Here is a 25194-nt window from a genome sequence, read left to right as displayed (position 1 = left end):
CACGTAAAACATTTAAATCATCATAGCTGTGAGAAACATTCGCTACACGCAACGCTTCATCCCCCATAGGACGCTTCGGTTTAAAGACGATACTTGGGTCACGTCTGCTTGAAGGTTTGATATCTTCAATCGTCAATTTATCGAGTTGTTTCTGACGGGACGTTGCTTGTTTTGCTTTCGACGCATTCGCGGAGAATCGGCGAACAAACGCTTCGAGTTGCTCTTTCTCTTTTACTTTTTTATCGCGATCAAGCTGCATTTGGTTTGCCATGATAGTAGACGCCATATACCAATCGTCATACGTTCCCGTAAATTCACGGATTTTTTGGAAATCGACGTCGAGAATGTTGGTCACAACGGCGTTGATAAAGTGACGGTCATGCGAGATGATAACCAATGTCCCCTCATGGCGTTGAAGCTCACGCTCCAACCATCCGATGGTATCGATATCGAGGTTATTTGTAGGCTCATCGAGGAACAAAACGTCCGGTTTCGGATAAAGAACCTGCGCAAGAAGAACTTTGAATTTTTCTGAGGAAGGGAGACTTGACATCAAGTTTTGATGATTTTCTGCCGAAATTCCGACGTTTTCCAAAATTTTGGCGATTTGAACATCGTACTCATAGGTCGGATCTTCTTCAACCGAAATCATCTCCAACTCTGCGAGACGATCATTGGTTTTTTCATCTTCGAAATCACCGTTGGCGTACAAATCTTCTTTCTCTTTGATCGCATCAAAAAGACGTTTGTTCCCCCACAATACCGCATCGGCAATGGTGAAATCTTCAAACGCAAACTGATTTTGTCCTAAAATCCCTACTTTGAGACCCGGTTCGATGGAGATATCCCCCTCGTACTCTTTGATCTCACCGCTGAGGATTTTCAAGAACGTTGTTTTCCCGGCACCGTTTGCGCCGATAAGACCGTAACGTTTGTTACGGTCAAGTTTGAGGTTAATCCCCTCAAATAAAATTCGACTGCCGAAGCGCATTGTTAATTTAGTGACTTGTACCATTGCAAAACTCTTTACATAAAAATTACGCGATTATATCTAAATTCCTCTAATCCCCTACTAAATACGATGAAGCAAGATTTAAACTATAACAAATTACAATATCACAAAATACTCACTTTTATAGGAATTAATGGAACACCAAGCCCCTCTTTATGACGTTTTAAACTACCTGCCGGATGGAATTGTTATGGTAGATGAACGAGGTGTCATTCTTTTTGCAAATGATGCTTTTTCAGAAATGGTAGGCTTTCGGAGCAGTATTTTACTTGGGCTTAATATGTTAAGTCTCCTAGCCGATATCGATGTCTTTCAAAAGTGTATTGAAAAAGTGATGAGGGAAGGAAAATCCCTCGATGCAGAAACAAACTTTATTCACAGTAACGGTACCATAATCCAAGCGGTCAAAAGTGTACGGATGATTCGACATAACGACTATGTCCGTTTTTTTGTCAATGTTCGAAATCAAACCGATCTAAACCGTTTAAACAAAGAGCTTCGAACCTCTAAAGAACTAATTGAACTCCAGGCACATGAACTCTCATCTCTTCTCAACTCTAAAAATCAGGAACTTGAGGAGATTTTGAGTAGTATCGACGAAGTCATTTGGTACATCGACAACCAAACGCTGTCGCTCCGATATGTCAACCGTGCTGTTGAAAAAGTTTTCGGATTTGAGCGGGATAATTTTTTATCCGACCACACATTATGGCAACAGCAAATCTACATTGATGATCGCAATCTGGTCCAAATGTTTTTTGAAACCCTTCTTCCCGGACAGTCTCAAGAGATTCGCTTTCGTATACTCCATCATGAGGGTGAGATACGTTGGCTCAGCAGCCGTATTTATCACCACCCAAGCCTTCACCTTTTTATCGGTATCACCAGTGATATCACCGCACCCAAAGCACAAAGTGAAAAGATCGCTTTTTTAGCCTATCATGATCCCCTTACCCATCTTCCCAATCGTGCAAAACTAAAACTTCAGCTTGAAAGTCGTTTCGAACACTCATCAACCAGTCCATTCGCCCTGATGTTTTTGGATTTAGATAATTTCAAAAATATCAATGATACGATGGGCCATAAAATAGGCGATTCGATCTTGATTGAGGTGAGTAATCGACTTAGAGAAAGTGTTGGAAAATATGATTTTTGTGCCCGCTTTGGGGGGGATGAATTTGTTATTTTACTTGAGGATGCGGATACCTTGAGCGTTGATGCTATGGCACAACGGCTGATTCAGACCTTCAAAAAAGCGTTTAGAGTCAATGAAATGGATTTTTACCTCTCCTCCTCCATCGGCATAGTCCTTTACCCGTATGATGCATCCGATGTTGAAGATTTAATCAAACATGCCGATACCGCGATGTATGAAGCAAAAAATAAAGGGAAAAATCAATTTGTATATTATCATACCTCGATGCAACGAGCGTTACACGATTATTTACACATCGAAGCTCTGATACGTGATGGGCTCTCACAGAACCTTTTTGAACTCTATTTCCAGCCTCTTATTGATACTAAAACTCTGCAACTTGAGGGGTATGAAGCACTTCTGCGACTTCCACATCCCAAAGAGGGCTTTATTGCTCCTGATATTTTCATCTCAGTGGCTGAATCCAATGGCGATATCCTCGTTATCGGGCAAGAGGTACTGAAACAAGCATGTGATTTTATCGAAACGGTTAGGAAGCTATACGATGAACCTTTCTTTGTTGCAATTAATGTCTCTTCCAAACAGCTTCACCAAGAACTATTTGCTAACGAATTGTTAGAGTATTTACATCAACGCTTTATTCCAACCTCTTTTATCAAAGTGGAACTGACAGAAAGTGCTGTTATGGAAAATATTGAGATTGCTGAGCGTCAACTGCGACTGTTGCAACAGGGGGGAGTTCGGATTGCACTGGATGATTTTGGGACAGGATATTCATCATTTTCCTATCTCGCACAACTGCCGATCGATACACTTAAAATCGATAAATCATTTATTTTACCTCTTTTTGAGAGCTCTTCTAACCGTCATATCGTTGAAGCGATCTCAAATCTTGCTCATGTTCTAGGGATGAAGGTAACCGCAGAGGGGGTAGAAGAGAGTTCTCATTATAATTTTTTAATGGAAAAAAATATTGATACGCTACAAGGGTTTTATCTTTGTCGCCCTCTCCCAAAAGGTAAAATTCTCAAAAATCTAGAAGATAAAGTGCCTTATTTTACCCCCATTTTTCCTTTGGGATATACCATCTAAACTTCTTCCTTTACCTCACGTTTGCCCCAATAAAATCGTTATTTGTATAGTTTTAGCAAGGGTATTAGACTAATCACGAAAATACAATTATTTTTAACATTCCCATAAGATTGTAATTGCTAGAATGTGCCAAGGATTATGCTGGTTATAGTTCGATTTTTCCACGGAGTACAATGTGACACAAATTTATGTCGGGAACATTCCCTACGGCAAAGACGAAAATGATCTTAAAGATCTTTTCGGACAATACGGTGAAGTTAGCTCAGTTAAGTTCGTAAACGATAAAGAAACAGGCCGCTTTCGCGGTTTCGGTTTCGTTGAAATGGCGAACCAAGATGAAGCTAACAAAGCGATCACAGCTCTTGAAGGTAACGATTTCGGCGGACGTACACTTCGTGTTAACGAAGCTCGTCCACGCGCTCCACGCCCTCCACGCGATCGCTGGTAATCACAACCATGAAGCCCTTATGGGCTTTCATGCCACTCTTAATTTCCCCCTTTTTCCCCTATAGACTATCTATAAATTTTATTACAAAGACATACTATGACCTATACTCTTAGCGAACCTTTTATCGAGCTCCATAAGCTGATTAAACTTCTCGATCTTGTTGATACCGGCGGACAAGCAAAGATGTTGATCGAGAATGACCAAGTATTCCGTAACGGAGTTGTTGAAACACGCAAACGGGCAAAAATCATTAAAGGGGAAAAAATAACGATCGGAGATGTCGTTATTGAAGTGATCTAGGTCATTGTTTATTAATGAAGTTTTCACTATAATTCCTGATCTTATTAATGGCTCTGCATGAGGTTCAAAAACGTATGAAAAACACAAAAATGATGGTTGTCGGTTTTATCAGCGCCGTAGCAATAAGCGTAGCCCTCTCTACCTCTTTGTTAGCAAAAAACAATACGGCAGATTCAGCTGAAGCCTCTGTAGAAGCCTCACGACTCCAATCCTTGGCAAAATTTACCAAAGTTTTGGGCATTGTTGAGCAATATAACGTTGATGGTCTCAGTATCGATCAGCTCATCGATAAATCCCTACAAGGGATGCTCTCCAACCTCGACGCCCACTCTAACTACATGGATAAAAAAAGTTACGATAATCTTAAAACGCAAACTGACGGTGAATTCGGCGGATTAGGGATTACCGTTGGAATGCGTGATAACGCACTCACCGTAATTGCACCGATCGAGGGGACACCTGCTGATAAAGCAGGAATTAAAGCCGGTGATATTATTTTGAAAATTAATGACAAAGCCACCCTAAGCATGACAATTGATGATGCAGTTGGGGTTATGCGTGGCGTCCCAAAAACACCGATCGATCTTACCATCGTCCGAAAAGGTGCAGCTGAGCCTCTCAAATTTCATATCATCCGCGACATTATCACCGTTGAGTCTGTTTATACCCGAATTATTGGAAACAACATTCTCTACATCCGCGTCACCAGTTTTGACAAAAAAGTTGCCACCGATGTTAAAAAAGCGATCAAAAAACATGCTGCAAAAAGCAAAGGAATTGTTTTAGATCTTCGTAATAATCCAGGCGGCCTTCTTGATCAAGCAGTTGAGCTAACCGATTTATTTGTTAATGAAGGGGTGATTGTCTCTCAAAAAGGGCGGAATAAAGCTGATGACATTTCTTACAGTGCCACCAAAAGTGCCACCATTACAGACCTTCCTCTTGTAGTATTGGTTAACGAAGGTTCTGCAAGTGCATCTGAAATAGTAAGTGGTGCTTTGCAAGATCTCAAACGAGCTGTTATTGTCGGAGAAAAAACTTTCGGAAAAGGATCTGTTCAGGTTGTAATGCCGGTTACCGAAACCGAAGCGATTAAACTGACAATTGCACGCTATTACCTCCCTAGCGGACGTACCATTCAAGCTGTCGGTGTTGCTCCGGATATCGAAGTGATCGCCGGTGAGATCAAAAATCACGATAAAGCGTTCAATATCAAAGAGGCCGATTTGAAAAAACATCTCGAATCTGAACTCGAAAAAAATGACGGCATGATCGACGTCACCGAAGCGAATGCTACCAACAAAACTATTATTACCCCCGATCAGCTGAACAAAGATATTCAGCTCAAAGAGGGTGTCGACATCATTAAAGCTCTAATCATAGTCAAAGGAAAATAACCATGGAAAAACGCGATCTCATCTACGAAGGAAAGGCTAAACGCCTCTTTAACACCGACGATACCAATTTGGTCATTGCGGAATTTAAGGATGATCTGACCGCTTTTAACGGCGCAAAAAAAGACAATGAAGCAGGAAAAGGGGCGTTGAACAATAAAATTTCAACCGAACTTTTTAAAATGCTCGCTTCTCGCGGAGTAGAATCTCATTTCGTAGAGATGCTTGATGATAACAACATGCTTTGCAAAAAAGTAGACATTATCCTCATCGAAGTAATCGTCCGTAACGTTGCAACCGGAAGTCTCAGTAAAAACCTCGGTATTGCCGATGGAACCATACTTCCGTTTACACTCGTCGAATTTGATTACAAAAACGATGCCCTCGGTGATCCGAAACTCAACGATCAGCACTGTCTTATCCTCAACCTCGTTAAAAACGAAGCGGAACTCGATCAACTCCGAGCAATGGCACGTGAAGTAAACTCGATCCTTCGTCCTTATTTCCATGAAAAAGGGCTTAACCTCGTCGATTTCAAACTCGAATTCGGACGTGATGAAAATGGAAAAATCATCCTAGCCGATGAAATCAGCCCAGACAACTGCCGTTTTTGGGATTTAGAAACAGGTGAAAAAATGGACAAAGACCGTTTTCGCCAAGGACTAGGTGGCCTAAAAGTCGCTTACGAAGAAGTTTTGAACCGAATTTTAAACTGATCACACGAGAGATATCAAAGGAATAAGATGAAAGCAATTATTAACGTATTTTTAAAAAATGGAGTCTTAGACTCACAAGGTAAAGCCGTCCAACATGCGCTTAGCGGTCATGGCTTCGAAAGCGTTAAAGATGTTCGTGTCGGTAAACAGATTGTTATTGAGATGAATGAGTCTGATGCATCTGTCGCGAAAGAGAAAGTTGCCCATATGTGTGAAGAGCTTTTGGCTAACACGGTTATCGAAGATTACGACATTGAGATCCAAGCATGAAAGTAGGTATTGTTCAGTTTCCCGGTACCAACTGTGAGTATGATACGCAACATGCGTTTACCGCACTAGGATGTGAAACGCAAATTCTTTGGCACAAAGAAGATTCTATTCCAGAGGGGACAGATCTCGTTGTCGTTGCCGGAGGATTCAGCTACGGTGACTATCTCCGAAGCGGTGCCATTGCCAAAATGTCTCCAATTATGAAAGCTCTAAAAATTTATGCCGACAACGGTGGAAAAGTTTTAGGTATTTGTAACGGTTTTCAAGTGTTAACCGAGACAGGACTCCTTCCGGGTGCGTTAAAACGTAACGAGGGACTCCATTTTATCTCTCGCCACCACCATCTCAAAGTGATCAACAACGACAACGGTTTCCTCCGTCACTGCGAAATAGATCAAGTGGTTAATATCCCTATCGCTCACCATGACGGTAACTTTTACATCGATAGCGAAGGATTAAATGAGCTTTACGCAAACAACCAAGTTCTCCTGCGCTATAGTGATAAATCAGGAAATATCGACAACCCGAACGGTTCAGTCGACAGTATCGCCGGGATTTGCAATAAAGCTAAAAATGTATTCGGTCTTATGCCCCATCCGGAACGTGCGATGGAAACACTTCTAGGTTCTGATGATGGAAGAGCAATGCTCGAAGGGTTTATAAACAGTTGAAAGCTTTAGCTCTTTTCTTTTTCCTTTTAGGACAAATTCTTTTAGCGGAACCTTCCGTTCTCACTGATATTCAATCTTCCCCTACCGAAGAAGCCCCAATACCAGAGGAAGCTCCTACCTCCGACATCGATACTCTTTTTTCAGGTATCACTTCCTCTTCGGGACTCACTCTGGAGTTTAGTAATCTTCCAACACGCCCTTATGTCGGTGAGATTATTGCGCTCAGCGTTAAACTGACCCCCATTGATATTGCATCAGGGACTATTGAATATACGCTACAAAATGAAGAAGGTATCCGCATTTTTAGCGATACACCTCGCAGAAATGTCAAGGAAGATGGTGTTTACGATACTTTCTATTTTTTAGTACAATCTTCATCTGTACGTTTTCCAGATGTTACCGCAACTCTCACCTCTAATGGCTCTACCTCTGAAACCCTAACGGGTAGTTCTTTAAGTGCTACTACTCTAAGCCCGCCTACAGGGTTCGCTAATGTTTTAGCCGATAAATTTGAGGTTATAAACTATAAAACGACTCCTTACAACAATCAGAGCAATGTGGTTATTTTTACCGTTAAAGCTTTACGTTGTAATATTAACGATTTTTCGCTTCCTAATGCGATTAAACAAGGGTTTGAGTCAAAACTTTCCAATGTCGGCGAATCACAAATGACTTATTATGTTATTATTCCAAACACTGAACAGACTCTTAGTTTCTCTTATTTCAATCTCAAAAAACAACGCTATGAAGCATTAAGTATCCCTATTATTGTTGATGATGATACGGTATCTACCGGTCAGAGTGACCTATCACCAACAGATGCACGCCATACCGAACTAAAAGTGGGTGCATCAGTCGTAGTCGTGCTCATGCTATTTGGACTCTTTTATTGGAGACGCCAAAAATGGTATCTCTACATTGCCGCACTTCCAATGTTTTACATTATTTTTGCACTCCTGCCGAATCAAAATACATGTGTCAAAAAAGATGCTCCTATTTACCTGCTTCCAATTAAAAATGGAACTATTTTTGAAATGACGCTCCAAGAAGAACATTTGGAAACCGAAAAACAGGTCGGCGATTTTATTAAAGTACATCTCACTAACGATAAAGTCGGATGGGTAAACAAACGTGATCTTTGCTCGAATTAGATGGATCTACGCCCTCCTCGTGATTTTCACTGGGTTGACGCTAATGATCGCTATTTATTATCTAGTTCCTAATCCCTACGCCCAAAAAATTGGTGCATGGTTTATCCGTATTCTCGCTTTTGTCCCTGTCAACGTAAAAGGGAACCCCGATCCTGAGGCACAAATGTTCCTTCTCAATCACCAAAGTGAAATGGATATCGGGATAATGGAGACTATCAGCTCAAAAGATTTGGCATGGGTTGCTAAAAAAGAGCTTTTCAAAGTCCCCTTTTTTAGCCTCGTTCTCCGTTTGCCAAAAGATATCGCACTGGAGCGTGAGTCCAAAACTGCTCTCGTAAAATTGCTCAAAGATTGTAAAGACCGACTCGATCATGGCCGCGTTATCACCATCTTTCCGGAGGGTACCCGCACCGAAACCGGTAAGATGAAACCGTTTAAAGCAGGTGCTAAAATGGTTGCCGACAAATATAACCTCAAGGTTCAACCCATTGTTTTTATCGCAACAGCGTGGCATTTTAGTAATAAACGGCGTGACTTTAGACCCGGAACAGTTACTGCTATCTATCTCGATTCGTTCATAGCGGATAAATCGAACCCCGATTGGTTAAACGAACTTCACACCCACATGCAAAAGGTTTATGATGATGAGTTGGCAAACCATCCTCGCTATCGGTAGCGGCGGTTTTTTAGGAGCGGTAGTTCGTGCCTATCTCAATGGGCAGATCAACCATCATTTACCGCATACACTACCTTATGGAACTCTCGGCGTCAATCTCATCGGCAGTTTTATCATCGGAGTACTCTTCGCCTATTTTAGCTATACCACCCTCTTTAGTATTCATGCCAAATCATTTCTAACGACAGGATTTTTAGGTGCCCTGACAACTTATTCTACGTTTGCTATGGAAACTGTATTTTTGCTTAGTGGAGGGCAGATCCTTATGGCAGCTACGAATATGGCACTTAATCTTTTTGGCTCAGTGTTACTGGCAGGATCGGGCTATTATCTGTTTCGACATTTTCTAGCGTAATAATCTCATCGGCACACCATCGTGCCAAATCACCATCATGGGTAATAAGCAACACTCCCATCTCCTTAATATGCTTTATAATAAGCTTCATAATATCGAGCTGATTGAGGTTATCAAGTGCCGAAGTCGGCTCATCTAAGAGGAGTAATTTTGGCTTCATCAGTAATGCACGCAAAATCGAACACCGTTGCAACTGTCCACCTGAAAGCTTGTGCGGCAGTGTATCTAAATGAGACTCCTCCAATCCCATCTGATCTAACAACACGTTATACCCCTCCATCGATGTCACTTCATTTATTTGCTCACGTATAGTGTAAGTGGGATGAAAAGAGCTGTAAGGGTCTTGAAAGACTTGAGAGATGGACATTGATCGTATAGAACCTACGTGAGGTTTACGGTGCCCCAAAATGAGTTCAAAGAGTGTTGATTTCCCAACACCACTGGGACCCACTATCGCTTTGATTTCCCCTTCATTCAGGGAGAGGGAGAATTCATTGAATAAAAATATATCTTTAGTATATCCAAAAGATATATTTTTGATATCTAAAACACTCTTCAACGAATTTGACCTTTTCCGTACACTTTGTATTTATAAGTAGTTAAACCCTCTACCCCCATCGGCCCTCTGGCATGGAGTTTATTAGTACTAATCCCCACCTCGGCTCCAAATCCAAACGCTCCGCCATCGGTAAAGCGGGTGGAGGCGTTGACATAAACCGCAGCAGCATCAATGGCATCCATAAAACGTTCCGCCGTCGTGATGTTATCAGTGATGATCGCCTCTGAGTGACCTGAACCGTAACGGACGATATGGCTGATCGCTCCCTCTACCCCATCAACCACACGGATATTGAGGATATTGGCGAGATACTCGGTATCGAAATCCTCTTCGCTAGCGCTCTCGATATCGATCACTTCACGGGTTAATCCACACCCTTTTAGCTGAGTATGAGCACGATCAAACGCCGTTTTCAGTATCGGGAGAACCTCTGTCGCAATAGCTTCATCGACAAGGAGTGTCTCCATTGAGTTACAAACACCCGGACGCTGAACTTTAGCATTGAGGGCAATCGCTATCGCGTTCTCGATATTGGCCCCTTTGTCGATATAGGTATGACATAATCCTTTATCGTGTTTGACGACGGGGACACTGGCGTTTTGGCTCACAAATCGGATCAGTGCTTCTCCGCCGCGCGGAACAATCAGATCGACATAACGATCCATCTTGATCAGTTTCGCTACTCCCTCACGCGTTGCATCCGGTAAAAGGGCAATCAGCTCTTTCGGGAGGTTGTTACGCAGAAGTACCTGCTGTAATACATCAGCAATGATCTTATTGGAATGTTCTGCCTCTTTTCCCCCTTTTAGGACACATCCGTTCGAGCTTTTAAAACACAATGCCGCCGTATCGGAGGTGACGTTCGGGCGTGACTCATAGATGATCCCGATCACCCCGATAGGGATGCTCACTTTTTCGATTTTGAGTCCCGCTTCAGTGACCCACCCCTCGATCACACGGCCTACCGGATCTTTGAGTGCGGCTATCTCTTCGATCGCTATTGCCATCGCTTCGATCCGCTTTTCATCCAGCAGTAATCGCTCTTTCATCGACGAGGCTAGATTACCCTCATCCGCACTGCGCATATCCAAAGCATTGGCTTCGATAATATTCATTGTATTGGAACGAAGTGCTTCCGCCATCTCACGTAAAATACGATTTCGTTCACTCCCGCTCATCGTCGCTAACACACGACTAGCAGATTTTGCTTTTTCTAAAAATTGTTCCATATTCTATCCTTGGTAACGTCTAATCAATTTCTCGATTGATAAATGACGAGAGCTGATCGTACGCTTTTGTCTCAATAAATTTTTGCATTTTTGCAATGATGTCACTTTTTCGAAAATTTTTCTGATAACGGAGTACTTCATCCATTAAATCATGACATCGTTGATCATCTTTATTGTCTGCCGCAGTTTTTAATTCACCCATCAACGTTATAAAAAACATATTCTTTTTAAGTTTGTAAAAAATATCCGGTTCAGGTTCAAAGAGTTTTGGCTCACTTGGGGGGGGAGTCTCATCTTCATCAACTGTGACAAATGCTTCTGACTCTATGACTTCTAAACGATCTTCACTCTCCTCTTCTTGGATAGTCTCTTCATATTTTTCTTTGAACTCTTGTACAGACTCTTTTGATTTAGTTTTTTTCCATACACCCCATACAATGGCACCGAACAAGACTAAAGCGATTATCATCCAAACCGAATTACTGTTTGCTTCTTCGCTTACCGATCCTTCCTCTGTAACATTTGCCTCTGTCGTTGCCGTTTTAACTATCGGTGTTGCAGGGGTAGAACTATTTTCTTCGACACTTTTTACCGCTTCCGCCGTCGTATTCGCTTCGGTAGCATTCACCTCTGTAGTAGGGCTATTAGACTCCGCTGGTTTGAAAAACAGTGCCCCTTGTGTTGGACCGAAATAACCGTTGATATACGCATCAGGATAGTGTTTTTTAAACTGTTTTAATACTGATTCCGCCCCCTGCTGGGTTTCAAGTGGTTCAATAGCCAACATAAACGCTTTGCCTGATGGTCTTGCGACAATGTCAAAACGGTACTCTTTTTGAAGCACTAGTTCATTCTCACCCACCTTAGAACCCAGTTTTTCCAAAGCACTCTTTGCCTCATCAAAGCTAGCGAATGATGCCAAGACGATCTTATACCCTTTTGCCTCAGCCGCAAAAGTTTGCATTGCACTAAAAAGGATCATACAACTAAGTACAATAAATGTTAAGCCATTTTTTCTCATTCTTCCATCGCCTTTTCAAAAGTATTTACTTTTTCCATAACCTGCGTAATTATTGGCTCTATTATCGCATATTTGAGCCCTAAAGTGTGCAGATACGCCTCAATCGCTTCGGTATTAAACATCTCGATGGAGCGTACCAAATCGAGCATCTCTCCAAAGAATCCTTCCCCTTCTAAAACCGCTTGCTCAATCTCATACGAAATATTGAGTTTTGAGAGGACATCACTTTGTGACATATGGAACAACAGATGAACCAAAGAGAGCATCCCTGTAAAATAAGCCATTGAAATATCTTTTTTGGTCACTTTTGGATTGATAACCTGCACGAGAGCACTCATCAACTCCGTACGATGAACCACCATTAACAAGAGAGGAACCCGTTTCTCACTTCCCCCTTGTTCTGAGAACATCATCAACATAATCCAGCGAGAGATCGGATCGCGCCCCATGAGGGTCAACACCTGCTCAATCGATGAAACCGGATTACGCAATGAAAACGCTGCAGAATTAATAAAACGGAGCAATTTTAGACTGATGGCATGGTTGCTTTGAAACGCATCCACCAGTTCAGGCATTTCACTATCCCCTTGCAAAAGGTTCCATAAACGGAATATCCCCTCTTGCTCAGGAGAGAAAGAGGCATTTTTAACGATATTCGGTTCAGAAATAAAATACCCCTGATAGTAATCAAACCCCATAGAACGACAAAGCTCATACGCATCATGCGTCTCTATTTTCGTCCCGATCACTTCGATCCCAACTTCATGAAACATAGAAATATTTCGCCCGACCAATGCCAAATCGCTTTGAGTAACATCGATTTTTATATAATTAAGCGAAGGCAAAATCAACGCAAATCGGCTCACGCTCTCTTCGGTAAAAATACAGTCATTAAGGGCAAAACGGTACCCCTGATCACGCAAATAGCGCATTCGATCCGCCAGCGTCTCATCGATCACCGCATCCGCAAACAGCGAATAGACCACCTTTTCTTGTAAAAGGAGATCGATAACATCGTAGTGAAGAAACTCGGTATTGACCCGAATAAACCCGATATGTTTACCGAGGATACTCTCCATCGAAATCAAAAGATTACTGATAACGGCAGCCGTCAAACCATTATCATCATTATGACCCGATTCACGATAAAGCAAATCATACGCGACAATTTTAGCGTTGGCATTGATAATAGGTTGTCGTCCGATATAGCGATCGCTCATGAGTATCCAAAAAAATAATATTATAAAGATTATAACAAAGGTTAACTGGAGTTATCTAAAGGGGAAATTATCCAATATACTCTTTAATCTCTTGCATCAATCTAGCTTGTTGAGCCTTGTACTGATCGAAAAGGCTAAAGTAGCTCAACTCATGCGTATCACTGAGAGCCAATTTCATGTTTGAAGCGATTTCTCCGAGTTTATGCGCCCCGATGTTTGCGCTTACCCCCATAATATCGAGAAGGTGAGCATCCGCATCATAAAGATTATGTGAACGTAAAAGCTCTCCTAAAATATCCGAAGAATTGCCATAGTCACTCATAAACTCTGTTAAGATCTCGCGGTAAAAACCTTCATCTTCTCCACACGTTTGGAGCCCTACATCCGTATCTAAACTTTTTGCCATTTTAGCGTCGATTAACTCATCATTATGAGTTTCTTTTCCCGTATAGGCATAGATCATTTCGTATAGGGATTCCATTCGTAGAGGTTTTGCTAACTGTTCTGACATTCCCGCATTCTTCATTTTTTGTATATCATCCGATGCGATATCTCCGCTAAGTGCTACTACTACGATGTGATCGTACTGCGGATTTGCTCGAATAATCCGCGTTGCTTCAAAACCATCCACTCTTGGCATGTGTGCATCCATCAAAATCATTAAAAAATTGATGTCATTTTCAAGTATATCCAGAGCTTCCTGGCCATCATCGGCCATAACAAGCTCTATACCGCTCCCCGCTAAAAGACCCAAAAGAACTTTTTGGTTGATAATATTGTCTTCTGCAACCAATATTCTCTCACCGGCAAATTCAGAAAAATTTTGTTTTGTGATTTGTCCATGTTTCGGAACAGGCCGTTTTTGGATTGTCTTGTCACTTTTTCGTCTATCCGTTAACTCTTTATCTTCAGGAGTCGGAGTTAGGACGACAAACTCCCCCTCTTCTGTCCCATACATGGGAATTTCTGAAAGTGGCTCGATTTCCGGCTCTTCGTTTATCTGTGGAACTACGTTTACCTTCTCTTGGGTAGCTACTTCGGGTATATCATTTTTTTCGGGTGTACTGCTCTGAGGTTGTGGGGATGAGCTTCTTTTGAAGATAAAGTAACCAACTATTATGGCTACTAAGATGGCTACGGTGATTATAATCTCTAGTAAAAATTCATTAGACATTGGATACTCTTTTTTTTCTTTAAATCATACACTATTTTACTTATAAAAAATAATATTTGTTTTCAGAAAATAGTATTGTCTATTGAGATACTAATGTGAAGGAAAAGAATTATTTCAGTGATATTAACTCTATCTCTCCTCGATAAAACCCTTTGTCATTTGTGACAATAGCACTGCACTCACCCTTTTTAGCGCACACGTATTGCAACACATCTTCAAAATCATCTTTATCTCGAACAATGTTCATTGCCTCTTTCAAAACTTCTATATCGATAGCAATCACTTCTACAAAGGCTAAAATCTTCTCTAACTCAGCGATTACTTGAAGTGAAGAGAGTTTTTTAGAAGCGACATAATAAACCGTAGTGAAGATATCACAACTCGTGCAATAGTCATCTCCACGTATAATCCCATCGGAAATAAACTGATGAGTTAGTTCCACTGCTTTTCGGTCACTGTCGATTAAATCAAGGATGATATTCGCATCTAAAAATAGTTTAGCCATTTCCCATCTCTGTTTTAATCTCCGCGTACCCTTTACCACCCAAGGAATAAGAGCCTAAAGAGGAGAGTGCTTGTAGCTTTTGATCCCTCTTCGATTGCTCCGCATCATGAATAAGTGCTTTATAGCGATCGATATCAACCACTACGGCAAAAGGCTTATCACGTTTCGTAATGACAATATCTTCCTCTTTGACATGGTCTAGAAGATAAGTTTGTTGTTTTAGTTGTGTGGCTGAAATGTTCATTTTGTATCCTTATTGTCTATTTATACAACTGGATAAGTTAAAAGAAAATTAAACAGCTTACGATGCCAAAGGCTGAATCATCGCAATCTCTTTAGCTTCGGATTGTATGGTGCGGTATAAATCCCATAATTCGCCTGTCCCCATTAACCTATATTAAGTATCTTTTTTAACTTCTCTGTGCTTGCTGTATTAATTTTTTTTGTTGATTCTGTCGATAATTTTCTGACCATCAGGCATACCTGACATAGTTCTTAAAAAAACTACATTTTGACCTAAAGTTTTCTTTATTTCAATCGCAGTTAATGGTTTTGTCAAAATTTTAAAATCTTTTAACTCCTGATAGTAACATTCGTCTTTATCTCCATATCTATCTTTTTTGAGTCTTTGTCCAGAACCTTTTCCATAGGCTACTATGCCCACTCCATTTTTATATAGAAATACTACATCGCCTTTTTTTATACGATCAATATTGAACTTCCATGGATCGTAAAATGCAGCAGCTACACCATTGTTGAGCATGTATTCATTATCATTCACATCATATCGTCTGTTAGTATTAAGTAAATGAAAAGTGTTACTTTTTTCATCTTCATTTACATCTAGATTGAGTTCTTTTTCTGCAATTTTAATCCCTTCTTCAATCAGTTTTAATGTAACTTCTTGTTTAGACAAAGTCAATTGATCAGCTAATCCCTCTATAAACGAATACATTTCAATTGGCATTCTAACCGTTGACGCTATTAAATCTTTCTTAATTACTTTAGATTCTTTAATCAAGCTTTTTAGGTCACTCATAAGTGTCTCCTTTATTCAGATAAAGAAAGTATACTATAGAATTTTAAATAAATCAAGTTTGATTCAAAAATGATGCAATTTAATTTAATAACAGAAAAAGCATACTACTTTCTACTCCTTAACTCTCTATTCAACGAACATTATATGTTTATGAGCTTGGATTTAACTAAATAAATGATCATCAAAAAAGTTAATTTAAATTTTGAAATATTGTAAAATGGGAAGAATGGATTTATGGGGATGGATCCCCGATCAGGTCGGGAATGACAGAAAGGAGTCACCCTTCGACGTGCTCAGGGTGAACGGAGAGATTACTCGATTTCAGCGTCGATGACGTCGTCATCTTTTTTCGCGTTTGATGAAGCGGCTTCACCGCCTTCGTTTTGTTTGTACATTTGCTCTGCCATTTTGTGGCTCGCGTCTGCCAATTTTTTGGTCGCCGCTTCGATCTCTTCTTTAGAAGCATCGGTATTTTTCAACACGGCTTTGAGTTCTTCGAGAGCCGTTTCGATTGCTGCTTTTTCAGATGGATCGATTTTGTCTTCCATCTCTTTGAGAGATTTTTCGGTTTGGCTTGCAAGAGCATCCGCTTGGTTGCGGAGGTCTACGATCTCTTTGCGTTTTGCATCTTCGGCTTTGTGGTTTTCCGCGTCTTGAACCATTTTGTTGATCTCTTCTTCACTCAATCCTGAACTTCCAGAAATCGTGATAGACTGAGATTTACCTGTCCCTTTGTCGGTTGAACTAACAGTCAAGATACCGTTCGCATCGATGTCGAAGGTTACCTCGATTTGAGGTACACCGCGTGGTGCGGCAGGGATACCGGTAAGCTCGAACAATCCGAGAGATTTGTTATCGCGGGCGAACTCACGCTCACCTTGACCGACTGAGATAGAAACAGCTGGTTGGTTGTCTTCTGCCGTAGAGAACACTTGCGATTTTTTAACCGGAATAGTCGTCCCTTTTTCGATGATTTTAGTCATCACGCCGCCGAGAGTCTCGATCCCGAGTGACAATGGGGTAACATCGAGAAGAAGTACGTCTTTAACGTCTCCGCGAAGAACTCCACCTTGGATAGCGGCACCTGCTGCTACTACTTCATCCGGATTTACCCCTTTGTTAAGAGTTTTTCCGCCGAATTCATCGGATACCATTTTTTGTGCGATTGGAAGACGCGTTGATCCACCAACCATGATAACTTCGTTGATTTCGTTGTTGCTCATCCCTGCATCTTTCATCGCAGTTTTGATATGGCTGATCGTCTCTTTAACGAGAGTATCGATCATCCCCTCGAATTTCGCACGGGTCAATTTCACAACTAAGTGCTTAGGACCTGATGCATCTGCGGTGATAAACGGAAGGTTGATCTCAGTTTCTTCCGCAGAAGAGAGCTCTTTTTTCGCATTTTCTGCCGCGTCTTTGAGACGTTGAAGCGCCATTTTGTCCGCTTTGAGATCGATACCGTGATCGGATTTGAACTCGTTTGCGAGGAAATCTACGATTTTATTATCGAAATCATCCCCACCGAGGAACGCGTTTCCGTCTGTTGAGAGAACCTCGAAAGTCCCCTCAGAGATTTCAAGAACCGTAACGTCGAACGTTCCGCCCCCTAGATCGTAAACGAGAACTTTTTCATCCCCTTTTGAATCCAAACCATAAGCAAGAGCAGAAGCAGTAGGCTCGTTGATGATACGAAGAACGTTCAATCCTGCAATCGTTCCCGCCTCTTTGGTCGCTTTACGTTGTGCATCATTGAAGTACGCAGGAACGGTAATAACCGCATCGCTAACCGCTTGCCCGAGGTAGCTCTCTGCATCCGCTTTCAATTTTGAGAGGATTTTTGCCGAAATCTCTTGAGGTGTGTACACTTTACCCGCTACGTCAACCGCAGCCATACCGTTTTTATCAACGATTTTATAGGTAACTTTGTCGTGCGCTTCTTTTGCTTTCTCTTCGTTCATCATTAGACCCATGATACGTTTGACCGAGTAGATCGTTTTATCCGGATTTGTGATCGCCTGACGTTTTGCAGGATCACCGACGAGGATTTCACCTTTGTCGGTAAATGCGACTACTGATGGAGTCGTGTTTTTTCCCTCTTTATTCGGGATAATTTTTGCTTCGCCGCCTTCATAGACTGCAACACATGAGTTTGTTGTTCCTAAGTCGATACCAATAACTTTTGACATAATATATTCCTCTTTATTTATTTTATTTCGTCATTCTTAATCCGTTCACCCTGAGCCTGTCGAAGGGTGAGTTCATGGTTCGACAAGCTCACCACGAACGGAAAAGAAACCTTTTAGTTCGCTATAACGACCATTGCGTCTCTAAGAGTTCGCTCTTTATATCGAAACCCTTTTTGAAAAGTGTTTACGATGGCTCCGCTTTCATGCTCATCACTATCCACACGCTGTACTGCGTTATGAATATCCGGATTAAACGGCTCAGATTCATCGACCGGAGTGACTCCGTGTTTTTCGAGAACGCTTAAAAGCTGTTTCATCGTGAGTTCAACACCCTCTTTGAGCTTTTCTAGCAACACATTCGCATCCGCTTCGATAGCCGTAGCCCCTATCGCCATAGAAAGGGAATCAACCACGGGGATCAAATCTTTTGCAAATTTTTCGTTTGCGTACTCTAGCGCTTGATATTTCTCACGCTCAAGACGTTTTTTGATATTGTCGAAATCGGCATGTACGCGAGCGTACGTATCCTTTAGAGATGCCAATTCAGCTTGGATAGTTTCTAATTCATTCATGCTCTCAACAACTGCTTCTTCACCCTCTTGGAGGGCTGGTTGTTCATCGTTGATCACTTCTTCATTTACTTCGTTTGACATAAGTTTATATGACTCCTTTTTTGAAATCCGGTGTTATTATAGTGCATTGAGTCACATGTTGTCAAGGGGTATGTGAATATTTTTATTCAAAATAGTTGAGTCTTATATTATCAACTATAATTTACTCCCTAAAATGCTATAATAAGAGCCACTAAAAAAGGGGACTAAGTGAGTATCAAACGATTTTACCTTCCACTGTTGTTGATGATTTTCGCGCTTGGTGTATGGTTCACCCCCCCTCCACTCGCAATCAGCCTCTCAACATGGCACCTCTTTACTATTTTTATCACTACTATCGCCGCCATTTTATTCAATATCCTCCCCATCATCGCCGCCGCGATCATCGCTCTTGCTGTGAGTGTTTTGAGTGGAGTTATAGAGCCTGCTAAAGCGTATGCGGGATTTTCGGAGAGTTTTATCCTCCTGATCGTTGCCGCATTTTTGGTCTCCCACGCCGTCCATAAATCGGGACTGGGGAAACGGCTATCGCTCCATATCATCCGTAAATTTGGACACTCAACTCTGGGATTGGGATACAGTGTTATCGCAACCGATATCCTCATCGCCCCCGCGTTTCCGAGCAATACCGCCCGAAGCGGAGTCCTCTACCCCATCGTTTACGGACTCGCTCATGATTGCGGTTCCAAAGTGGGAGACAATACCCATCGCAGGGCGGGGAGCTATCTGATGATGACCTCGATGGCGGGGCTCACGATCTCCTCTGGGTTATGGCTCACGGCGATGGCGGTCAATCCTGTGGGAGTCGGAATTGCACAGAAGATGGGTATCCATATCACGTTTGGAAGCTGGCTTTTGTATGCGATTGTCCCAACCCTCATCGCCTTTGCCCTTATCCCATGGATGCTCTACCGTATCTATCCCCCTGAAATGAAAGAGACCCCCGATGCTCCTCAAAAAGCCGCAGAGGCATTGGAACATATGGGGCGTATCAGCCGTAATGAATGGATCACCGCAGGGGTATTTATCTCCATGCTCACCCTTTGGGCGCTATCGGGGCTATTCCCCATCGATAAGGCGGCGGTTGCGTTCGGCGGTTTGGGGATTTTGATGGCAACTAAAGTATTTGGGATCGAGGATTTTCGAGCTCAAGGAGAAGCTCTCAGTACCCTCATCTGGTTTGCCATCCTCTTCGGTCTTAGCACACAACTCGCTGAACAAGGGTTTATGAACGCCATAGCAGATCATTTCACCCAATACCTAAATGGACTCTCATGGTTTAGCGTTTATGCTCTTTTGATCCTAATTTACGTCTTAATCCACTACCTTTTCGTCTCCCAAAGCGCACATCTGCTCGCACTGTTCGGTATTTTCTTGGCGATTGGGGTTCAAGCGGGGGTTCCGGGAGAGTTGATGGCGATGATGCTGTTGTTTGCCACGAACTTTAACGCTACCATCACACCGCAAGGCTCTTCGTGCAACGCGATCTATCTGAGCAGCGGCTACATAAGTGCTCGTGATATCTATATCTACGGCGGCGCGGTGACGCTTCTCACCTTTCTTATCTTTATGATTATCGGTACTCCGTGGATATTGGCTCTAACATGAAACGTATTCGCAACTTTCACCGTACTAAAATAGGGATAATTCTTCTCTCCTTTTTGGCTTTTCTCCTTACCCTCTTACTGATCCTCTTTACTCCATGGGGAAATCGTATAACAGAGCCTATCCTTGAAAAATCGCTCACCGCTGCACTTGAGACTCCAATCACGGTACAGGAATTTTCTCTCTCCTATAAACGCTTTCATCTCCTCTTCCAAGACAGCTACGGAAACACTCTCTCTACGCAAGGGGGGTTTTCAGCCCTTACACTACGGATGTATGCCCATTATCGAATCGAAACCTTTAAAGAAGGGGGCTTTAATCCTCTCTCTGAGCCTTTGAAAACTGAAGGTTCTCTTAGCGGTGGAATCGTCGCCTTGAATATTCGAGGAAATGGGACAATATTTGGAGGAGATATCCTCTATAAAATCGAACTGCATCGTTTTAAGCTCTCAACCCTTGAACTCACCCTCGATCAGATCGATTATAAATCTATGATGCATGCCCTAGAATACCCCTCTGATACCGATACTACGCTCAGTGGAAGTGTTGATTTACGAGGATTTGATCGTCGAGATGTGAAGGGAAAAGTCTACCTCAGCACCCAAACCAATCGATTTGCTCCAACCCCGATTAAAGAAGATGACAATAGCTCATTTGATCTCAAATCGTTGTTGGCTGATGAATTTGGCCGAATCAAGCCCTTTGATGTCGATGTTACTCTCGATGCCACCCTCACACATGCCGGTGTCTTGGAACAATTTGTCGGTATAGCCTTGGCGGGAGAATTCAATCTCAAAGGGGCAGTTGAGGGGGATGAAAAGCTACTCAAACTCAAAGCGACGTCCGATGTTGCCCAAAGCGAAACGAAATTTACCGTTTTATTGCCTGATTTTGAGCCCTCCTCCATCACCTTTGATCTACGAGATGCTGATGCTAAACAAACCTTTGAATTCTTCACCCTACCCGCACCAATCAGCGGGACACTTTTCGCCTATGCAGAACTCAACACCTCATCCGGAACACTCCATACCTCCATCCGCAATGGAGTGACTAACCCGGATGTTTTAAAACAACACTACCATCTCACCCAACCTCTCATCCATTTCAACGCCGATGTCGATGCCGATATCTCTCAAAACGGGGTTCATTACCGTGCTGCGTTTACATCTGATCTTGCACGGTTGGAAATCGACAATACCACTAAACATGATCAAATGCTTCGAGAACTTTTAAAGAGTCTACGCTAAAGAGAACACAAAGGGGAAATTTACCCCCTCTGTCTATAATCTCTTCATGAAAAACATCACCACCGTCCTCGAATACCATGACCGAACCAAACATCGACCCTCACGCTACGCGGCGAGTCTTGGGTATATGGACTGGGCAACCCAGCCCGATCCCTATCGCCGTTATCTGGATGCACTACTGATCCCGCTAAAGCATTCAGAGATCACCCCGCCTTATCATCTCCTGTTTGAAAAAGACTCACTCCCCTCAGCACCTCTGTGCATTGAATCCCTTTCACAGCTGTTACGCTACTCTCTCGGGCTCGCCGCTATCAAAAGCCACGGAGGTTCAGAGTGGGCACTACGCTGTAACGCCAGCAGCGGTAATCTCCAACCAACAGAGTGTTACATTATCACACCCGCTATGGCAGGACTCAGCGAGTACTCTACCCTCTCACACTATGCACCGCGAGAACACGCTCTTGAATTGCTCCATACCTATGAGACACCCTTGTCACAAGATGGCTTCACTATCGCTCTTAGCTCAATCATCTGGCGAGAAGCATGGAAATACGGTGAGAGGTGCTATCGATACTGCCAACTTGATGCGGGACATGCTTATGGCGCGATTAAAATGGCGTGTGCTATGTTAGGGTGGCAATGTAAAATCGAAAGTATCGATACCAAAGAGATCGCACACGCTTTCGGCCTCGATCAGTTTGAGAGGTTTCATCCAGCGGAGAGAGAATCCTCCGATTTGCTCATTCGTATCGAAAATATCTCCCCCTTACCCTCGCTTCCGACACTCTCCTACCGTGCTAATCTCCTCAGCTCTTCCCATCATGATTGGCCGATTTTACCACTGATCGACGAAGCGACTCAAGGAGTCTATCCCTCACCAAAACCCCTAAGTAGACCTCGAACTATTCCAGAACCCACTAAAAACACCTCAGAGGTTATCTTAAAACGGCGCAGTGCCCAGATGATGGATGGAAGTAGCATTACTCTGGAACAATTTCGTACATTACTCGATAGTTCACAGTTTTGTGCAGAAGCTTCGGATGTTCATTTCATCCTGTTCGTTCATCGAGTCGAGGCTCTTGAGAAAGGACTCTACACCTTTATTCGAAATGGAGATGATCTAGAAACACTCAAAAAAGCTATGGATCAGAACTTCATCTGGGAAGATTGTAACAACGGGCTCTATTGTTTACAAAAAGGGGATTACCGTGGCGCGGCACAGATGATCTCGTGCAATCAAGAGATCGCCAAAGATGGAGCCTTTAGTTTTGGTATGCTCTGTAATTTTTCAACCTCACTCGAAAAACACGGTGCGATAGGGTATAAAAATCTCTATCACCAATGTGGAATGATTGGGCAAATACTCTATCTCGAAGCGACTTCGTTAGGGCTCAGTGCGACAGGAATTGGCTGCTTTTTGGATGATGAGTTCCATGCCCTGCTAGGATTACGTGACCAACACTTCCAATCGCTTTACCATTTCACTATAGGAAGAGCTATCGTCGATACACGTATATCTACACTCCAACCTTATACGCATTAAAGGAGTTCTCTCCTATAATCAACTATTATCCAATATAAATGGACTTTTCGTGCAAAATAATATATTTTCTAAAGAAGTAGATGCCCTCTATCGTGCCCTTCCTATCGCTTTAATCGCTACACTCTTTAATGCTATTATTATTGCTTTGATTCTGAAAGATCAATTCTCAGCTAATACCCTAATCGTATGGATTCTACTAAATATGGCTGTTTTGCTCTTTCGATCCTTCAGTTATCTCCGTTTTGGTTCATGGCTTCAGGCGGACTCCACTATTTTTGCGTACCGAATCTATATGATCGGTATTATCGCATCTGGATTGGTTTGGGGATCGAGTGTTTTTTATCTCCTACCGGGTTCTTCTGTCCACATGATGATGCTGATTATTATCGTAGGTGGTATGGTTGCCGGAGGTGTTGGATCGAGCTCTTATCGCCCTGAAAGTTATATCTTTTATAATTTATTAGTTATCGGTCCTTATGCCTTGCATTTTATGCTCGATACCTCCAATGCAACATCGTGGATGGTAGGAACGGCTCTTCTCCTTTTTTCGATCATGATGATCCTTTCGAGTAAAAAATTTCACGCTAACTTTTCCGAAGTTATTCTCTTGCAACTCAAACAGCAAGAGCTAGTCCATAATTTGGAAGAAGAAAAATACTACACACAACATCTCAACGAAAACCTGTTGCAAGAGATTATTGAAAAAGAAAAAGTTCAAACAGAACTCATAAATGCTCTTGAAGAAGCTCGCCAAGCTGCACTTGCAAAAGATGCTTTTTTCGCGACAATGAGCCATGAACTCCGAACCCCGCTCAATGCGATCATCGGCTTTTCTCAAATTTTGACCAAACGGACAGATACCCCAAATGAATTTAAAACGTACATTGATAAGATCCTTATCTCTGGAAAACATCTTTTGGATTTAGTCAATACCATTCTTGATTTTTCGAAAATGAAAGCGGGGAAAATGGAACTAAACCGCACTACTTTCATGCTATCTGAAATGTTGCGTGATGTTGCGATTATGAGTGAGCCACTCGCAGCAAAACGTCATATCCATTTAACATTCCCTCATCTTGATACTACATCAATGAACGGTGATCGTAAAATGATTCAACAAATTTTGATTAATATTTTGAGTAACGCCATCAAATTTTCCCCTGAAAATTCATCCGTTACCCTAACCTATGAATGCAATGAAGATCATCTTTTTACTATTTGTGACCAAGGTATAGGGATCGCACCCGAGCATATAGCGACTATTTTTGCCCCCTTCTCCCAGATAGAAGGCTCTTCCCAAAACGCTATCAAAGGGACCGGCTTAGGTTTAGCTATCGTAAAAGAGATGGTGCAAGCACATCATGGAAAAATTTGGGCAACAAGCACACTCGGTAAAGGGAGTTGTTTTTATTTTTCTATTCCACAGAAGCAGTAATTATTTATTCTCCGCATCAGTAAGGGTGAGACAAAGGATCACTTTTTTCCCTTGTGCATGAAGTACCTCAAACGCTTCGCCGAGCGTTGTCCCCGTTGTAACAATATCATCAACCAAAATAACCTCGTTTTCCGGAAAGGGTTTATAGTGAAATTGTCGAGGGTTCATAAGCCTCTCTTCAACACTCTTTCCCGCATATTTATAGTGCTCACGCGCACGAAGCTTTCCATAATAGGGTGTAATATTGGGAGATTTTAAAACCCGATTCAAAACCGCCGTATGGGAGTAGCCGCTTAGTACATGATCGTCGATACCGATGGAGGCGACACGGTTTTCATAGCCCCATTCACGTGCAAAAGCACCCAATGACCGCTTCGCTAAAATCGTATAAATGTAGTATCCGACATCGGTATGCTTAGTAAGCAGGAGCGGTTCGATATCATTGTAAGGAAAAAAAGAATAAACAGGGATAGAACCCATGATTTTGCGTTTATGGAGCGTTGGAGTGAGGAGAGAGTCTTGACACGCGGGGCAGATATGCGAGAGACTGAATCGCTCACACATCATACAACGCAT

At 42.3% G+C, this 25194-nt stretch carries 26 protein-coding genes; 14 read left to right on the top strand and 12 right to left on the bottom strand.

The window, feature by feature from the left end:
• Positions 1-1015: ATP-binding cassette domain-containing protein (locus PHR02_RS06105; protein WP_299990238.1), on the bottom strand; the 1015-nt coding region annotated here is incomplete at its 3' end.
• A 130-nt stretch (positions 1016-1145) separates the two neighbouring features.
• On the opposite strand from PHR02_RS06105, the gene PHR02_RS06100 reads away from it, so the two are divergent.
• The 10 genes from PHR02_RS06100 (at position 1146) to crcB (ending at position 9241) form a co-directional block, all read left to right on the top strand.
• On the top strand, positions 1146-3260 hold the full coding sequence (locus PHR02_RS06100) for a bifunctional diguanylate cyclase/phosphodiesterase (RefSeq protein WP_299990237.1): 2115 nt from the start codon (positions 1146-1148) through the stop codon (positions 3258-3260).
• Positions 3261-3435: 175 nt separating this feature from the next.
• A complete protein-coding gene (locus PHR02_RS06095) occupies positions 3436-3708 on the top strand; it encodes an RNA-binding protein (RefSeq protein WP_015652803.1) in 273 nt (90 codons plus the stop codon).
• Between the two features lie 96 nt (positions 3709-3804).
• Positions 3805-4008 carry an RNA-binding S4 domain-containing protein gene (locus tag PHR02_RS06090; RefSeq protein WP_299990235.1) on the top strand — a complete coding sequence of 68 codons (204 nt, stop codon included), beginning with the start codon at positions 3805-3807 and terminating at the stop codon, positions 4006-4008.
• 74 nt (positions 4009-4082) lie between these two features.
• The gene (locus PHR02_RS06085) at positions 4083-5405 is read left to right on the top strand and encodes a S41 family peptidase (RefSeq protein WP_299990234.1); all 1323 of its coding nucleotides are present in this window, start codon (positions 4083-4085) and stop codon (positions 5403-5405) included.
• Positions 5406-5407: 2 nt separating this feature from the next.
• On the top strand, positions 5408-6118 hold the full coding sequence (gene purC / locus PHR02_RS06080) for a phosphoribosylaminoimidazolesuccinocarboxamide synthase (protein ID WP_299990232.1): 711 nt from the start codon (positions 5408-5410) through the stop codon (positions 6116-6118).
• Between the two features lie 27 nt (positions 6119-6145).
• Positions 6146-6388: a phosphoribosylformylglycinamidine synthase subunit PurS gene (purS, locus tag PHR02_RS06075; RefSeq protein WP_299990230.1), complete on the top strand. Its 243-nt coding sequence runs from the start codon at positions 6146-6148 to the stop codon at positions 6386-6388.
• Positions 6385-7059, top strand: coding sequence for a phosphoribosylformylglycinamidine synthase subunit PurQ (gene purQ / locus PHR02_RS06070; protein ID WP_299990228.1), 675 nt, complete (start codon positions 6385-6387; stop codon positions 7057-7059). The genes purS and purQ overlap by 4 nt, the downstream gene beginning before the upstream one ends.
• Complete coding sequence (locus PHR02_RS06065; RefSeq protein WP_299990226.1) at positions 7056-8210, top strand: hypothetical protein; 1155 nt, start codon at positions 7056-7058, stop codon at positions 8208-8210. The genes purQ and PHR02_RS06065 overlap by 4 nt, the downstream gene beginning before the upstream one ends.
• A gap of 43 nt (positions 8211-8253) precedes the next feature.
• Positions 8254-8886: a lysophospholipid acyltransferase family protein gene (locus PHR02_RS06060; protein WP_299990225.1), complete on the top strand. Its 633-nt coding sequence runs from the start codon at positions 8254-8256 to the stop codon at positions 8884-8886.
• Positions 8855-9241: a fluoride efflux transporter CrcB gene (crcB, locus tag PHR02_RS06055; protein WP_299990240.1), complete on the top strand. Its 387-nt coding sequence runs from the start codon at positions 8855-8857 to the stop codon at positions 9239-9241. The genes PHR02_RS06060 and crcB overlap by 32 nt, the downstream gene beginning before the upstream one ends.
• Here the strand turns inward: crcB and PHR02_RS06050 are convergent.
• The 10 genes from PHR02_RS06050 to PHR02_RS06005 form a co-directional block, all read right to left on the bottom strand.
• Positions 9174-9800 (bottom strand): ATP-binding cassette domain-containing protein, encoded by a 627-nt coding sequence (locus tag PHR02_RS06050; protein WP_299990223.1) that lies wholly within the window; start codon positions 9798-9800, stop codon positions 9174-9176. The two genes, crcB and PHR02_RS06050, sit on opposite strands and share 68 nt — an antisense overlap.
• Positions 9797-11029: a glutamate-5-semialdehyde dehydrogenase gene (locus tag PHR02_RS06045; RefSeq protein ID WP_299990221.1), complete on the bottom strand. Its 1233-nt coding sequence runs from the start codon at positions 11027-11029 to the stop codon at positions 9797-9799. Before PHR02_RS06045 ends, PHR02_RS06050 begins: the two co-directional genes overlap by 4 nt.
• Positions 11030-11048: 19 nt before the next feature.
• Positions 11049-12050, bottom strand: coding sequence for an SPOR domain-containing protein (locus PHR02_RS06040; protein ID WP_299990219.1), 1002 nt, complete (start codon positions 12048-12050; stop codon positions 11049-11051).
• Positions 12047-13270: an EAL domain-containing protein gene (locus PHR02_RS06035; protein ID WP_299990218.1), complete on the bottom strand. Its 1224-nt coding sequence runs from the start codon at positions 13268-13270 to the stop codon at positions 12047-12049. Before PHR02_RS06035 ends, PHR02_RS06040 begins: the two co-directional genes overlap by 4 nt.
• 67 nt (positions 13271-13337) lie before the next feature.
• Positions 13338-14444 carry a response regulator gene (locus PHR02_RS06030; RefSeq protein WP_299990216.1) on the bottom strand — a complete coding sequence of 369 codons (1107 nt, stop codon included), beginning with the start codon at positions 14442-14444 and terminating at the stop codon, positions 13338-13340.
• A gap of 109 nt (positions 14445-14553) precedes the next feature.
• The gene (locus PHR02_RS06025; RefSeq protein WP_299990214.1) at positions 14554-14949 is read right to left on the bottom strand and encodes a PIN domain-containing protein; all 396 of its coding nucleotides are present in this window, start codon (positions 14947-14949) and stop codon (positions 14554-14556) included.
• Positions 14942-15193 (bottom strand): type II toxin-antitoxin system Phd/YefM family antitoxin, encoded by a 252-nt coding sequence (locus PHR02_RS06020; RefSeq protein WP_299990212.1) that lies wholly within the window; start codon positions 15191-15193, stop codon positions 14942-14944. The genes PHR02_RS06025 and PHR02_RS06020 overlap by 8 nt, the downstream gene beginning before the upstream one ends.
• A gap of 189 nt (positions 15194-15382) precedes the next feature.
• Entirely contained in the window at positions 15383-15988 is a 606-nt protein-coding gene (locus tag PHR02_RS06015) for a hypothetical protein (protein ID WP_299990210.1), read from the bottom strand.
• A 311-nt stretch (positions 15989-16299) separates the two neighbouring features.
• Positions 16300-18177, bottom strand: a complete 1878-nt coding sequence (dnaK, locus tag PHR02_RS06010; protein WP_299990208.1) for a molecular chaperone DnaK — start codon at positions 18175-18177, stop codon at positions 16300-16302.
• 113 nt (positions 18178-18290) lie between these two features.
• Entirely contained in the window at positions 18291-18830 is a 540-nt protein-coding gene (locus PHR02_RS06005) for a nucleotide exchange factor GrpE (RefSeq protein ID WP_299990206.1), read from the bottom strand.
• A gap of 168 nt (positions 18831-18998) precedes the next feature.
• Here PHR02_RS06005 and PHR02_RS06000 point away from each other — a divergent pair, with 168 nt between their 5' ends.
• From PHR02_RS06000 to PHR02_RS05985, 4 genes are read left to right on the top strand one after another with little or no spacing between them, the layout of a single operon-like run.
• Positions 18999-20396 carry a DASS family sodium-coupled anion symporter gene (locus PHR02_RS06000; RefSeq protein WP_299990204.1) on the top strand — a complete coding sequence of 466 codons (1398 nt, stop codon included), beginning with the start codon at positions 18999-19001 and terminating at the stop codon, positions 20394-20396.
• Positions 20393-21640: a hypothetical protein gene (locus tag PHR02_RS05995; RefSeq protein WP_299990202.1), complete on the top strand. Its 1248-nt coding sequence runs from the start codon at positions 20393-20395 to the stop codon at positions 21638-21640. Before PHR02_RS06000 ends, PHR02_RS05995 begins: the two co-directional genes overlap by 4 nt.
• A gap of 46 nt (positions 21641-21686) precedes the next feature.
• Positions 21687-23183, top strand: coding sequence for a SagB/ThcOx family dehydrogenase (locus tag PHR02_RS05990; protein WP_299990200.1), 1497 nt, complete (start codon positions 21687-21689; stop codon positions 23181-23183).
• A gap of 49 nt (positions 23184-23232) precedes the next feature.
• On the top strand, positions 23233-24618 hold the full coding sequence (locus PHR02_RS05985; RefSeq protein WP_299990198.1) for an ATP-binding protein: 1386 nt from the start codon (positions 23233-23235) through the stop codon (positions 24616-24618).
• Here PHR02_RS05985 and PHR02_RS05980 read toward each other — a convergent pair whose 3' ends face one another.
• A complete protein-coding gene (locus PHR02_RS05980; RefSeq protein WP_299990196.1) occupies positions 24619-25194 on the bottom strand; it encodes a phosphoribosyltransferase family protein in 576 nt (191 codons plus the stop codon).

The organism is Sulfuricurvum sp. (assembly GCF_028688295.1).
Lineage (GTDB): Bacteria > Campylobacterota > Campylobacteria > Campylobacterales > Sulfurimonadaceae > Sulfuricurvum.
Note: the sequence above shows the minus strand (reverse complement) of the source record. Positions and strands in the feature narration are given on the sequence as shown.